The sequence below is a fragment of the Streptomyces sp. NPDC059895 genome, from assembly GCF_042731035.1.
Taxonomy (GTDB): Bacteria; Actinomycetota; Actinomycetes; order Streptomycetales; family Streptomycetaceae; genus Streptomyces.
Genome location: NZ_JBHWKO010000012.1, coordinates 150,854 through 164,193 on the forward strand (window position 1 = coordinate 150,854; position 13,340 = coordinate 164,193).

At 73.3% G+C, this 13,340-nt stretch carries 13 protein-coding genes; 1 reads left to right on the forward strand and 12 read right to left on the reverse strand.

Features of this window, described 5'->3' with window-relative positions:
* Positions 1-39: 39 nt before the first annotated feature.
* The 8 genes from ACFV9M_RS16990 to ACFV9M_RS17025 all read right to left on the reverse strand — a co-directional run bounded on the left by ACFV9M_RS16990 (position 40) and on the right by ACFV9M_RS17025 (position 8,641).
* A complete protein-coding gene (locus ACFV9M_RS16990; protein ID WP_385063346.1) occupies positions 40-1,380 on the reverse strand; it encodes an LLM class flavin-dependent oxidoreductase in 1,341 nt (446 codons plus the stop codon).
* 30 nt (positions 1,381-1,410) lie between these two features.
* Entirely contained in the window at positions 1,411-2,265 is an 855-nt protein-coding gene (locus tag ACFV9M_RS16995) for an ABC transporter ATP-binding protein (RefSeq protein WP_385063348.1), read from the reverse strand.
* Positions 2,262-3,161: an ABC transporter ATP-binding protein gene (locus ACFV9M_RS17000; protein WP_385063349.1), complete on the reverse strand. Its 900-nt coding sequence runs from the start codon at positions 3,159-3,161 to the stop codon at positions 2,262-2,264. Before ACFV9M_RS17000 ends, ACFV9M_RS16995 begins: the two co-directional genes overlap by 4 nt.
* A complete protein-coding gene (locus ACFV9M_RS17005) occupies positions 3,158-4,045 on the reverse strand; it encodes an ABC transporter permease (RefSeq protein WP_385063351.1) in 888 nt (295 codons plus the stop codon). Before ACFV9M_RS17005 ends, ACFV9M_RS17000 begins: the two co-directional genes overlap by 4 nt.
* A gap of 3 nt (positions 4,046-4,048) precedes the next feature.
* Positions 4,049-5,077, reverse strand: a complete 1,029-nt coding sequence (locus tag ACFV9M_RS17010) for an ABC transporter permease (protein ID WP_385063353.1) — start codon at positions 5,075-5,077, stop codon at positions 4,049-4,051.
* A gap of 152 nt (positions 5,078-5,229) precedes the next feature.
* Positions 5,230-6,807 (reverse strand): ABC transporter substrate-binding protein, encoded by a 1,578-nt coding sequence (locus ACFV9M_RS17015; RefSeq protein WP_385063354.1) that lies wholly within the window; start codon positions 6,805-6,807, stop codon positions 5,230-5,232.
* Between the two features lie 491 nt (positions 6,808-7,298).
* The gene (locus ACFV9M_RS17020; protein WP_385063355.1) at positions 7,299-8,213 is read right to left on the reverse strand and encodes a DsbA family protein; all 915 of its coding nucleotides are present in this window, start codon (positions 8,211-8,213) and stop codon (positions 7,299-7,301) included.
* Positions 8,210-8,641: an RrF2 family transcriptional regulator gene (locus ACFV9M_RS17025; RefSeq protein ID WP_385063357.1), complete on the reverse strand. Its 432-nt coding sequence runs from the start codon at positions 8,639-8,641 to the stop codon at positions 8,210-8,212. Before ACFV9M_RS17025 ends, ACFV9M_RS17020 begins: the two co-directional genes overlap by 4 nt.
* Before the next feature lie 139 nt (positions 8,642-8,780).
* Between ACFV9M_RS17025 and ACFV9M_RS17030 the strand changes: the two genes are divergently transcribed.
* Positions 8,781-9,287, forward strand: a complete 507-nt coding sequence (locus tag ACFV9M_RS17030) for a cupin domain-containing protein (RefSeq protein ID WP_385063359.1) — start codon at positions 8,781-8,783, stop codon at positions 9,285-9,287.
* 43 nt (positions 9,288-9,330) lie between these two features.
* On the opposite strand, the gene ACFV9M_RS17035 is transcribed toward ACFV9M_RS17030, so the two are convergent.
* The 4 genes from ACFV9M_RS17035 to ACFV9M_RS17050 form a co-directional block, all read right to left on the reverse strand.
* Positions 9,331-9,603: a hypothetical protein gene (locus tag ACFV9M_RS17035; protein ID WP_385063361.1), complete on the reverse strand. Its 273-nt coding sequence runs from the start codon at positions 9,601-9,603 to the stop codon at positions 9,331-9,333.
* On the reverse strand, positions 9,516-10,829 hold the full coding sequence (locus ACFV9M_RS17040) for an SDR family NAD(P)-dependent oxidoreductase (protein WP_385063363.1): 1,314 nt from the start codon (positions 10,827-10,829) through the stop codon (positions 9,516-9,518). Before ACFV9M_RS17040 ends, ACFV9M_RS17035 begins: the two co-directional genes overlap by 88 nt.
* Positions 10,830-10,968: 139 nt before the next feature.
* A complete protein-coding gene (locus tag ACFV9M_RS17045; RefSeq protein WP_385063365.1) occupies positions 10,969-11,223 on the reverse strand; it encodes an SDR family NAD(P)-dependent oxidoreductase in 255 nt (84 codons plus the stop codon).
* A gap of 175 nt (positions 11,224-11,398) precedes the next feature.
* Complete coding sequence (locus tag ACFV9M_RS17050) at positions 11,399-13,132, reverse strand: RecQ family ATP-dependent DNA helicase (RefSeq protein WP_385063367.1); 1,734 nt, start codon at positions 13,130-13,132, stop codon at positions 11,399-11,401.
* Positions 13,133-13,340: the final 208 nt, after the last annotated feature.

Here is a 13,340-nt window from a genome sequence, read left to right on the forward strand (position 1 = left end):
GGCAGGTGCCCTGCGGGCCGTGGGGCCATGCCGCCGGCCTCAGTCCGTCACGAGCTGCGGTGCACGGGTGTGGCGGTTGGCCGGTACGGGCAGGCCGAGGTTGCCGCGCAGGGTGTCGGAGGCGTACTCGGTGCGGAACAGACCGCGCTTCTGGAGGATCGGCACCACGCCGTCGACGAAGTAGTCCAGCTCCTCCTCGGTGCGGAAGGCCAGGTTGATGCCGTCGAAGGTGCCCGCGTCGAACCACCGCTCGATGGTGTCGGCGACGGTGTGCGGATCGCCGACGAACGGGGACTGGCGGAACTGGTTGACCGACTCGGCCACCTGACGCAGCGTCAGTTTTTCCGCGCGGGCGCGCTCGATGAGCTGCGCGGCGCCCGTGCGGCCGCCCTTCTCGGCGAGGTGCGCGACGTCGGGGAAGGGCGCGTCCAGGTCGTGGACGCTGAAGTCGTAGGCGCCGAACGAACGGCCCAGCAGGGCGAGGTTGCGGTCGAAGTCGTTGTCCTCCTCGAAGATCTCGCGCTCCCGGCGGCGGGCCGCCTCGTCCGTGCCGGCGACGACGGGACCGCCGTGGATGAAGATCTTGACGTGCTCGGGGTCGCGGCCGTACGCGGCGGTGCGCCGCTTGATGTCGGCGTAGTACTCCTGCGCCTGCTCCAGGGTGCCGCCCGGCGCGTAGATGCCCTCGGCGACCCGCGCGGCGAGGTCGCGGCCCTCCTCGGAGACGCCGGCCTGGAAGATCACCGGCTGGCCCTGCGGCGAACGGGAGAGGTTCAGCGGGCCGGCGACCTCGAAGTGCTCGCCCACGTGGTTCAGTTCGTGCAGCTTGGCCGGGTCGAGGAAGACGCCCCGCGCCACGTCGGCGGGGAAGGCGTCGTCCTCGTAGGAGTCCCACAGGCCGCGGGCGACCTGGACGAACTCCAGGGCGCGGGCGTAGCGGGTGGTGTAGTCGAGGTGCTCGTCGAGCCCGAAGTTCTTCGAGGTGCCCGTGTCGAAGCTGGTCACGACGTTCCAGCCGGCGCGGCCGCGGCTGATGTGGTCGAGCGAGGCGAACCGGCGGGCGAGGTTGAACGGCGAGTTGTACGTCGAGCTGGCGGTGCCCACCAGGCCGATGTTGCGGGTGTGGGTGGCGACCGCGGACAGCAGCGTGAGCGGCTCCAGCCGGTTGAGGTAGTGCGCCGGGTAGGTGGCGTTGATGAACTGGCTGTCGACGATGAACAGGGCGTCGAACAGGGCGTGTTCGGCCGCCTTGGCCAGGCGGATGTAGTAGTCGATGTCGATGCTGGCGTTCTTCGCGACCCGGGGGTCCTTCCACAGTCCGTGCTGGCCGGGGCCGCCGACGCCGTAGGGGTGGAGCGCGAGGTGGAGGGTGCGGGACATGGGCTGTTCCTGTCTGTGGTGTCGGGGAGGTCAGGCGTGCAGCAGGGCGCGCAGGGCGTCGCGTTCGGCCCGGTCGGCCGACGCGCCGCGCAGGGTGGGCGCGGAGCTGACGAGGAGGCGCGTGTAGAGGTGCCGCGGGCGGTTGACGACGTCGGCGGCGGCCCCGTCCTCGACCAGTTCGCCCTGGTGGAGGACGGCGATGCGGTCGGCGACGCCGGCGACGGAGCCGAGGTCGTGGGAGATGAAGACGAGGGCCACTCCACTGGCGCGGAGTTCCTTGAGGATCTCCAGGATCCGGACGCGGTTCGCGGAGTCCAGGGCGCTGACCGGTTCGTCGAGGAGGACCAGCCGCGGCTCGGTGACCAGCGCACGGGCCACGGCGACGCGCTGGCGCTGGCCGCCGGAGAGTTCGCCGGGCAGCCGGTCGAGGAGGTCGTCGGTGAGGTGGACGCGGGCGAGGAACGCCCGGGCGCGGGCGGCCGCCTCGGTGCGCGGCACCCCCTGGATGAGCAAGGGCTCGGTGAGGGAGTCCGCGACGGTGAGGTCCGGGTCGAGACTGCGCAGGGGGTCCTGGAAGACGTACTGGACGACGCCCTTGCGGCGCAGGTCGCGCCACTGCCGCCGGCCGTAGGCGCCGACGTCGTGGCCGTCGACGACGATCGAGCCGGCCGAGGGGCGCACCAGGCCGAGCACGGCCCGGGCGAGGGTGGACTTGCCCGAGCCGGTCTCACCGATGATGCCGACGGTCTCCCCCGGCGCGACGCTCAGCGAGACGTCGCGCAGGACGCTGCGGCGGCCGTGGTGCACGTGCAGGCCGGTGATGTCGAGGACGGGCCGCGTGCCGCCCGCGGCGGCGGGCGTGCCGGGGGACGGACGGGCGGTCACGCGGCCTCCTTCGGGGTGAGGAACTTCTCCAGGCCGTACTGCTCGTGCTCGGCGATCAGCAGCCGGGTGTACGAGTGCCGCGGGTCGTGCAGCACCTGGCGGGTCGGGCCGTGTTCGACGACCTCGCCGCGCCGCATGACGAGGACCTCGTCGCACAGCTGGGCGACCACGGCGAGGTCGTGGGAGACGACGACGAGGGCGAGGCCGGTGCGTTCGCGCAGGTCGTCGAGGAGGTCGAGGATCTCGGCCTGGACGGTGACGTCGAGGGCGGTGGTGGCCTCGTCCGCGATGAGGACGCGCGGGCCGGCCGCGATGGCGGCGGCGATGAGGACACGCTGGAGCATGCCGCCGGACAGCTCGTGGGGGTACTGGTCGTGGACCAGCTCCGGGTCGCGCAGGTGCACCGCCCGCAGCAGGTCGACGGCTCCGAGGCGGGCCGCGCGCCGCTTGAGGCCCTTCTTGACGCGGAGGACCTCGGCGATCTGCGCGCCGACGTGCCGGGAGGGGTTGAGGTAGGAGGCCGGGTCCTGGAAGACGGCGCTGATGGTGCTGCCGCGCAGGGCCGTCCACTGCCGGGGGGTCAGCTCCTCGATGCGGGTGCCGTCGATCTCGACGGAGCCGGCGGTCACCTCGAAGGGCGGCGGCAGAATGCCCAGGGTGGCGCGGCAGGTGAGGGTCTTGCCGCTGCCGGACTCCCCGACGATGCCGACCGCCTTGCCCGGGGTGAGGTCGAAGCTCACCCCGTGGACGATCTCGCGGTCGCCGGCCCGGTCGCCGATGCGGACGTCGCGCACGGACAGCACCGGTGGAGCGGTGGGTGCCGGTGGGGTGCCGTCGGACGGGGTGAGCGCCGTGGGAGCGGGCTCCTGGGCCGTCGTCGGGGACGGGGATGTCATGAGGCACCTCCGGAGGGGGCGTGGCCGGCCGCGGCGGGGCGGTCGGCGCGGGCCTTGCGGTGGTCGACGAGGGCGCGGCCCGCCTCTCCGGACACGTCGCGGACGGCGTCGGCCAGGAGGTTGGCGGCCCAGACCGTGACCATGATCAGCAGGGCGGGGGCGAGGGGCGCCCAGGGCCGCTGGCTCAGGTATCCGAGGTCGGAGGCGAGCAGGCCGCCCCAGGTGGGGGCGGGCGGCTGGACGCCGATGCCGAGGAAGGTCAGGCTGGAGACGATGACGAACCCGACGCCGATCGTCTGGGCGAGCGCGACGGCGATCGGCGGGAGGACCTTGGACCACAGGTGCCGGCGCACCACCCAGCCGACGGAGGCGCCGGAGATCAGCGCCGCCTCGACGTACGGGGAGCGGGCCACGGCCAGGGTCGCGGCGCGGGACACGCGGTAGAACAGCGGTGAGACCAGGACGCCCGTGACGAGCATGGCCTGGGTGAGGCCGTTGCCGAGGAGGGCGACGACGGCGACGGCGAACAGCAGGAACGGCAGGGCGACCAGGGTGTCCGCCAGCCGGAGCGTGATCCACTCGAAGGCCCGGCCCAGGTGGACGGAGAGGATCCCGGGGACCGTCCCCACCACCAGGGCGGTGAGCGCCACTTCGAGGGAGCCGAGCACGCTGACGCGGGAGCCGTCCAGGAGCCGGCTGAGCACGTCGCGGCCCAGGTAGTCCGTCCCCATCCAGTGGGCGCCGGACACGGGGGCCAGGGTGGCGTCGCTGGTGGCCAGGGGGTCCTGGGGGGCGAGCAGCGGACCGAACAGGGCGAGCAGGGCGACCGCGGTGAGGATCGCCACCGCGATGCGGCCGGAGGTGAGGGCGAGGACGCGGCGCATGGTTCACACCCCCCGTCGGGCGGCCGGCGTGACGCGCGCCAGCACCAGGTTGACGATCAGGTTGAAGGAGACGACCAGCGCGATCGAGACCACGAGGACGCCCTGCACGGCGGGCACGTCGCCGGCCTGGGCGGCGTCGTTGGCGAAGCGTCCGAAGCCCTGGAGGCCGAAGATCCACTCCGTGACGACGGAGGCGCCGACCAGGGCGGGGAACTTCAGGCCCAGCGTGGCCAGCGTCGGGCCCAGTCCGTTGCGCAGGACGTGCGCGAAGAAGATGCGGCGCGGGCCGATGCCCCGGACGACCGCACCGGTCACGTAGTTCTCGCGGTAGGCGGCGACGAGGCCGGACCGCAGCTGCCGGGCCACGTCGGCGACGACGTCGAAGCTCAGCGCCACCGCCGGGAGGGTGATGTGGGCGAGCCAGGGCCCGAACCCCTGCTCGGCGGGTACGTATCCGGCCGAGGGGAACAGGTCCAGTCCGACGGCGAACACGGCGACGAGCACGATGCCGACCACGAACGCCGGCATCACCGAGATGACGGTCACGAAGCCGGTGATCGAGCGGTCCACCCAGGTGGTGCGCCGTACGGCGGCCAGCGTGCCGAGGGCGAACCCCACGACCACGCCGATGATGAGCGCGAGGGTCGCCACCGACAGGCTCACGCCCAGGCCGAGGCCGATGAGCGTGGAGATGTCGGCGCCGTTGGACCAGCTCGTGCCGAGCTGTCCGTGCAGGAGATCGGAGAACCAGTCCCCGTACTGGACCAGGAAGGGCCGGTCGAGGCCCCACTCGGCCTCGATGCGGGCGATGGCCTCGGGGGTCGCGTCCTCGCCCAGCTGGATCCGCGCCGGGCTGAGCCCGCTCAGGGATCGCAGCGCGAACGTCACGAACGTCGCCACCAGGAACACCGGTACGAAGAGCGCGACGGATCGGGCCAGGGCGGCCAGGACGCGGCGCAGCGCGTGCCGCGTCCTGGCCGCGGCGCCCCGGCGACGGAGGGCAGGCCCGGCCTGCGCCTCGGTCGTCGTCATGGGGTGCCCCTTCGTCTGTGGCGGAACGGTGTGCGGCTGATCGGTGTGCGGCGGGACGGTGTGCGGCGGGACGGTCTCCGAGTCGACGGTCTGCGAGGAGACGGTCTGCGGCGGGACGGTCCGTCGCGGAACGGTCGGTGAGGGCACGGGGATCAGCCGCCGTTGGAGATGGTCACGCCGGTCCAGTCGATGTGGGCCGGGTTCTTCGGCAGGTCGGAGACGGTCTTGCTCTTGGCGATGAGGTTGGGCGGGGAGTAGGTGAACACCAGTGCCCTGCTCTGCAGGCCGGCCCGGGTCGCGGCCTGGAGCACCTGTGCGTACTCCGGGGCGTCCAGCGGGGTCCGGCGGACCTTCGCGACGGCCTCCTCGAAGCCGGCGGGCTCGTAGGGGGAGCTGAGGTTCAGCGGGCCGTCGGGGCCGAAGTGGGCGGTGAGGGTCTGCACCGCGGAGTCGCGTCCCGTGGTGCCGTAGAGCGAGAAGGTGAGGTCCTTGGCGAAGAACGGGGTGGACCAGTTCTTGTCGATCTTGATGTCGACGGTGATGCCGACCTTCGCGAGCTGCGACTGGACGATCTCGGCCTGCGGGTCCTCCGACGGGATGACCAGGTCGAGCTTGATGTCGCCGGAGTCGTACCCGGCCTCGGCGAGGAGCTTCTTCGCCTTCGCCGGGTCGTAGGGGTAGGCGTCCGCCGACTCGGGGTCGTAGGCCACGTACCGTTCGGGGAAGGGCTGGTCGGTCGTCTCGCCGTAGCCGAACGTCAGCTTGTCGACGAACTCCTGACGGTTGACCGCGTACCGGACGGCGTCGACGACCTTGGTGTTGTCGAACGGCGCCTTGTTGACGTTGAGGCTGAGGTTGGAGGCGTTGAAGCCGGGCTGGACGAAGACGTCGAGGCCGGCCTTCTTCGCGGCGTCCGCCTGGCTGGGGTCGATGTCGGCGAAGTTGTAGACGCCGGTGCGCAGGCCGGAGACGACCGTGGAGGCGTCGGGGGCCGAGGTGAGTTCGACGTTGTCGATGTGGATGTTGTCCGCGTCCCAGTAGTCCGGGTTCTTCTTGAGGACCGCCTTGGTGCCCGGGACGAGCTGCGTGACGGTGAACGGGCCCGCGCCGACCGGGTTCCGGTCCAGCTCGGTGGGGGACTTCGCCGCCTTGGGGCTGGCGATCTGCAGGACGCGCTGCCCGAGCAGCTGCGGGATCTGGTAGTCGACCTGGGTGAGGTGGATCACCGCGTCCAGACCCTTCGCCTCGACCGACTTGATGGAGGTCAGGTCGCCGAAGAGCGCGGAGTTCTTCTGCTTCTGGGCCCGTTCGACGGCGGCCTTGACGGCCGTGGCGTCGACCGGTTCGCCGTCGCTGAACTTCAGTCCGGAGCGCAGGTGGAAGGTGATCTGGTCGCCCTCGTCGTTGTACTCCCAGCTCTCGGCCAGGTCGGGGACGGCGTTGCCCTGCTCGTCGGTGCGGGTCAACGACGCGTAGACCAGGGCGAGTTCGCGGAACTGGGCGCCGCTGCCGGAGACGACCGGATCCCAGTGGGCCGGGAAGTAGGAGGAGGTCCACTTCAGGGTGGCGCCGCCCGCGGAGGCGGAGGCTCCCCCGCCGCAGGCGCTCAGGGCGGCTACCAGGACGGTGGCGAGGGAGGCGGCCAGGGCTCCGGTCCGCGGGCGGCGGGCTCGGGCTCGGGCGGGTCGCGGTGTCGGTCCGGGGCGGCGGGCGGTGAGTCGTCCGGGCATCTCGTTCTCTCTTCGATGACTCCGACGCGTGGCATGCGGCGGGATCGGCGGTGTGGGAGCGGCGGTCCGTCCGCGCGGCACACACCGGCGCCCGGACCCGTACGGGCACGCCGAGGACGGGTTCGGGGCAGCTCGGCGGAGCCCGTACGGGGCAGGGGGCGTCGGTGAAGGCGACGGAGGAGGGACCGGTGTGCGGCAGGCGGGGGGACGCGGTGTACGCGGGACTGCGAAGGCAGGCGCGGGCGGCGGGTACGGCGGCTGGGCCGGCGATCCGGGCCGACCGGGAGGTCAGGCGCCAGGGGGCCGTGGGCGGCGGTCGGTCAGCGACAGAGAGCGCTGCAGGTGCGCCGCAGATCCACGTAGCGGCACACCACACCGGGGTGCGTCGTGAGCATGTCGCACATCCTGGGGGCAGGCGTGAACGGCTGTCAATGGACACCAAAGGGTGTCTCATTCGGTGGGACGGTGCGTGACGGCAGGTCAGGGCCCGGTCAGGGCACGACGGGTGGGGTCAGCGAACAGGCGGGATGGACCTCGGCCTCCTGCGGGTGCAGCCAGAGCGGGCCGTTGCCGGTGTCCACCCGGAGGGCGCCGGCCGGGGGCCACGGACCCCGCGTCAGCAGCCGGACCTCGGGGTCGGTCAGGGTGCGGTGGCGGGCGAGCGCCTCGTCCGGGGCGAGCGGCTGCGGCGGGGAGAGCGAGCCCGGGCACAGGCCGTCGACGGCGGCGGCGTACTCCTCGTACGTCCGCCAGCCGGGAACCGCCCGGTGGGCGGTGGGGGTCCGCACGAGCAGGGTGGGCAGGGCGTAGCGGTGGCCGTCGGCGGTCTCCTTGGCGGTGCCGGCGTGCGGTGAGCCGCTCTGCGCGGCCAGCACGTCGGCGACCGGCCGCCGGGCCTCGGCACGGTCCGCGCGGACCTGCTCCAGTACGGCCGGTGAGGCGGCGTCGGCCGCCAGCCGTACGGGGTCGAGGCCCGGCACCCCGCGGACCGCCGCGAGCGCCGAGGCGGGGGTGTCGGCGGGGTCGCCCAGGACGAAGACGGTCTCGCGCAGCCGGCGCAGCACGCGCTCGGCCACGTCGGCGCCCTGGCGCTCGGCGGCCTTGGCGACCAGCGACGCGGGCCAGGAGCTCGCGGCCACGCGGTCCAGGCGCACCGCGCGCGGGGAGCGGGTGTGGGCGGTGATGTCCTCGACGTACCGCGCGTACCAGGCGGTCTCGGCGGCGGGGTCGGGCGGCGGGTCGTCGTCGTGGTCGAAGAGGACGCAGAACACGCGGCGCCAGCGGACCCGGTCCGCCAGTGCCGCCCGCAGCAGGCGGAAGACCGGCTCCGAGCCCCAGGCCCAGGGACACAGCGGATCGGTGTACTCCACCACCTCGGCCGCCGGCCGCCGCTCGGTGCCGGTCACGCGGCCCCCTTCCCGGCCGGTGTCACCTCGTCCGCGGGCAGCAGCGCGGCGACGGTGACCCCGCCGAGGACCGCCGCCGCGTCCGCCTCGATCCGGCGCCACACGCCGGGCAGTCCGGTCGCGGGGCCGGGGTAGTCGAGTCCGGCCAGCGACGCGCCGCGCAGGGTGATCAGCTCGCCGTCGACGGCGCGGGCGACCTCCAGCAGGGTGATCTCGTGGGCGGGCCGGCCGAGCCAGTAGCCGCCCTCGCAGCCGCGCTGGCTGCGGACGAGGCCCGCTCTGCGCAGCTCGCCGACGACGGACTTCAGGAAACGGAACGGGATCTGCTGCGCGGAGGCGATGGCCTCGCAGGTGAGCGGGCGGGAAGGTTCGCGGGCGAGCTCCAGCAGAGCCCGTGCGGCGTAGTCCGCCTTCGCGGAGATATGCATGCGCACATCATGCCCGAGCAGGCTCCCGCACGCGGTCGTTCGCCCCGATCCCGCCTTGTGTTGCGGGAACATTGCCGCAGGTGAAGGGTAATGGACACCTCTTGACATCCTTTTCGCGGCCCGTTTAGCGTCCCGGCTCATGAGCGAGCCGTTGACGACGCCCGGGGAAGGCTTCCACCCCCATCTGCACGACGTTCCCGAGCCGCCGAAGGCGCCCCTGAGCACCCGGCTGCACCACATCCGCGCCGACGGCCTCGACGGGGACACCGCCCAGAGCGGCGGCATGCGCCGGTTCGCCGCCGTCAGCGGGCGGACCGTGGGGTCGGAGAAGCTGTGGATGGGCCAGACCCACGTCGCTCCCGAGACGTCGTCCTCCGACCACCACCACGGCGCGTCGGAGACCGCCATCTACGTGGTCAGCGGGCACCCCGAGTTCGTCTTCCTGGACGACTCCGGCGAGCGGCCCGAGGAGGTGCGGCTGCGCACCTCCCCCGGCGACTACGTCTTCGTCCCGCCGTTCGTGCCGCACCGCGAGGAGAACCCGGACCCCGCCGAGGAGGCCGTGGTGGTCATCGCCCGCAGCACCCAGGAGGCGATCGTGGTCAACCTGCCCGGGCTGTACGCGCTGCCCGCCGACGGCGGGTGACGGCCTCCGCCCCGAGCGCACCGCGGGGCGGAGGCCTGCCGGGTCACGCCACGGTGAGGGTGATGGCGCCGGTGTAGGTGGCTCCCGGGGCGAGGGTGGTGGCCGTGCCGTCGACCGTCGCGGTGAGCGTCCTGCCGCGCGGCGCGCTCACCGCCGCGTCGGCGGCGAGGGTGAGCGAGGTCAGGTGCGAGGTGCCGGTGACGGTCCAGGCCGAGCCGCTCCCCAGCGTCACGACGACGCCGTTGTTGACGGCCGGCCGCACGGTGTTGGTGACGATGCCCAGCTCCTGGAAGTTCGACGCGTCGATGGACGCCACCCGGTGCTTGGTGCGGGACGCGGAGATGCGTAGGTGCCGTAGCCGTAGGCGCCGGTGTTGCCGACGCGGCTGTTGACCGCCGTCAGCTTCAGTCCGCTGCCGCCCTCCTCCGACAGGGCGCCCCAGGTCTCCGACAGGACCGTGGAGCCGAGGTAGGTCGCCCTGCTGCCCTTGCCGATGAGGTTGGTGGCGCGGACGTTGCCGTCCAGGCCCAGCATCCACGGCACGGACTGCATGTACGGCGTCTCGACGGTGGCCTGGTAGTCGGCGGGCAGGGTGCCGTTGCGGGTGTGGACGGTGGTGTTCCTCACGACGACGTTGGCGCCGCCGTCGGAGATGATCGCGGTGCGGACGACGCCCTGGGTGGTGATCTCGCCGTCCTCGACGACGAGGGTGGTGGCGGCGCCGGTGCCGACGACGGCCGCGCCGTAGCCGGCGAAGTCGCTGCGGCCGTTGCCGGTGAAGGAGAGGGTGGGGCGTCGGAGCGTGTAGGTGGCGTCCTGGACGAAGAAGCCGTTGCAGCACTCGCCCGTCGAGGTGATCGACACGTCCCGGGCGAGGGCGTCGGTGACGCGGCCGCCGAGCACGGCCGCGAGGACGGACCGGTCCCGGTCGACGCCCTCGGAGCCCACGTACAGCGCCTGCCGGACGGGGAAGGTGAGCGTCTCGTACGTCACCTCGTTGGCCTCGGCCACGGTGAGGACGACGTCGCCGCCGTAGGTCCCGGGCTGGAGCAGCGCCATCTTCGAGGCGGTGTAGGGCGTGCGGTTGAGCAGCGGCCGCTTGCCGCTCACCGAGGCCACGTTGACCACGTCACCGCGCCCGGCAGCGGCCATCGCGGGCAGGAACGCCCGGCACATCAGGTAGACGCCGCGCACGTTGGCGGCGAACACGTCGTCCCACTCGTCGGGTTCGATCTCGGTGAGCGGCTTGACCGGGCCCGCCACCCCCGCGTTGTTGACCAGCAGCGACACGTCCTCGTCGGCCAGGGCGGCGGCGAGGGCGGCGACCGAGGCCGGGTCGGAGACGTCGCAGACGGCCGTACGGGCGCCGCCGCCCTCCTCTCGGACGCGTTCCGCCGCCTCGGCGAGCGCGCGCTCGTCGCGGCCGGTGAGGATCACCCGGGCCCCGGCGCCCGCGAGGGCGAGGGCGAAGGCCCGGCCCAGCGGTCCGCCGCCGCCCGTGACCAGGGCGGTCCGCCCCGCCAGGGGCACCGCGGGTCCCACGGCAGCTCGTCGCCGGCGGCCGGCGTGGCCCGCAGGTCGCCGGAGCGGGCGTGGCCCTCGAACAGCTCCACGCGCGCCGCGCGCCCGCAGAGCCGGCCCAGCTCGGCCTGCGAGGCCGGGTCGGTGCCCTCCTGGTACGTCACCGTCTTGAGGTACTCGCCGAGGCCAAGCGCCAGTTGTTCGGCGAGATCGGCGTGGAGAGGTCGACGGGGGCGAGGGACCGCATGACGCCCCCGGCCTTTTCCACGAGCTCGACGGTTTCCGCCGCGTTGTCCTCGTCGATGTCACAGCCGAGTACCTGGGCGCCCTCCGCTGCGAATACCTGGGCGGCGGCCCTACCGATTCCGGCTCCCGTGCCACTGATGAAGGCGATTTTCCCGGCCAGTCGACCCATGATTGCTGCTGTCCCTTGTTCCGTACCGCCGGAGTGCGGTGGTGGCAGCGTAGGTAGGGCCTTTGGCCAGGCCAGAACAAGAAAGGCGTCGGGAGAGGGCCATCGGGCGTTCGTATGGCTGGTATGCGGCACGGGGCTCCGGCTTGCGTTCCGGGAAGGTTCCGGGCCGGGCGTGTCAGGCGGGCGGCCGGTCCTCGCCCGGCCGGCGCACCGTCGCGAGCAGGTCGTCGCGCCCGGCGACCGCCTCCAGTGAGAGGGTGCGGTAGCCGGCCCGGTCGAACAGGACGGTGATGCGGTCCTGGTCCTCGCTCAGCACCGTTCCCTCGCCCCACCGCTCGTGCCGGACCTCGGTGCCGACCGGGTAGGAGACCGCCGCGGGATGGGCGGGCCGCTGTTCGGGGGCGGCCTCGGCGGCGATCCCGTCGTGACTGTCCGGGCTGTCAGGGCTGTCGCAGATGTCGCAGGCGTCGCACGGCGGCCGGTGCTCCTCGCCGAAGTAGCCGAGCAGGAAGTGCCGTCGGCACCCGGTCGTCTCGGCGTACGCCCGGGCCATCTCGACCCGTGTGCGCTCGGTCCGGCGATGCGCGTCGGCGCCGCGCGCGGCCCGCTCCACCGCCCGGCCGGCGGACACATCGGGGGCGGGCCGCACCTCGCCCTCCTCCCCCGTGGCGACGGCGCCGGCCTCCTCCAGCAGGTTCACCGCGGCGGTGACCCGGTTCCGGGACAGGCCGGTGTCCTGGCGCAGCTCGTCCAGGCCGGCGGGCTCCCCGCGGTGGTCGTGGACGGCGTCGGCCACGTCGGACAGGGTGTCACGGCTCGGGGTGCGGCCGGCGAAGTAGGTCTGCATCCCCGTGTCCCGCGGCCGGTAGTGCAGGACGGCGAGGGCCGGCCGGCCGTCCCTGCCGCAGCGGCCGATCTCCTGGTAGTAGGCGTCCAGGGAGCCCGGCAGCGACGCGTGCAGCACGAACCGCACGTCCTCCTTGTCGATGCCCATGCCGAACGCCGATGTCGCCACCACCACGTCCGCCGTGCCCGAGAGGAAGGCGTCGTGGATCCGGGCGCGCTCGGCGGCGCGCACTCCGGCGTGGTAGGCCTCGGCGGCCAGTCCCAGCGCGGACAGCTCCTTCGCGTAGAACTCACTGTCCTTGCGCGTCGCCGCGTAGACGATGCCCGGTTTGGGCTCCGCGGCGGCCCGCTCGACCACGGCGCGGCGCCGGTCGTCCTCGTCCTGGAAGCGGCGGACCTCCAGCCTGATGTTCGGCCGGTCGAAGCCGGTGACCATCACCCGCGGCCGGCGCATGCCCAGCCGCTCGGTGATCTCCTTGCGCACCGGAGGGGCGGCGGTCGCGGTCAGGGCGAGGACCGGCGGCCCGCCCACGCGCCGCACCGCCTGTGCGAGGCGGAGGTAGTCGGGGCGGAAGTCATGGCCCCATGAGGACACGCACTGGGCCTCGTCGACCACGAACAGGGCGGGACGCGCCTCGGCCAGCCGCTCCAGCACCTCTTCCTTGGCCAGTTGCTCCGGCGACAGGTACAGCAGGCGGGCGTCGCCCCCGCGCACCGCCTCCCAGGCGGCCTCGGTCCGCGCCGCGCCGAGGTCGGAGTTGACCGCGACGGCTTTGGGGGCGCGGTCGCCGTCCGGCAGGCCGGCGATCTGGTCCCGCTGGAGGGCCAGCAGCGGCGACACGACCACGACCGGCCCGGGCAGCATCACGGCCGGAACCTGGTAGACGGCGGACTTGCCGGACCCGGTCGGCATGACGACGAGGGCGTCCTCGCCGTCGAGCACCCATTCCATGGCGGTGAGCTGCTCGGGCAGGAGGGTGTCCCAGCCGAAGACGTCGGCGCCGATCGCGCGCAGGCGGTGGGCGGGGTCGTCCCGTTCCGTGCGCGGCCTCTCGCGTTCCATGGCCCGCTCCCCTCATTGCTCGGTGCGGATGCGCAGGGTCTCCGGGTGCCCATCATTGCTCGGTGCGGATGCGCAGGGTCTCCGGGTGCCCGCGCGAGCCCGCCTCAGCCGTCACCGTCACCGTCACCCGACGCCGTCGCCCCCGGCACGCGCCCTTCGCTCGGCTCGCTCGGCTCGCAGGGCTGTCGGACTCGCGACGGCCGTTCCC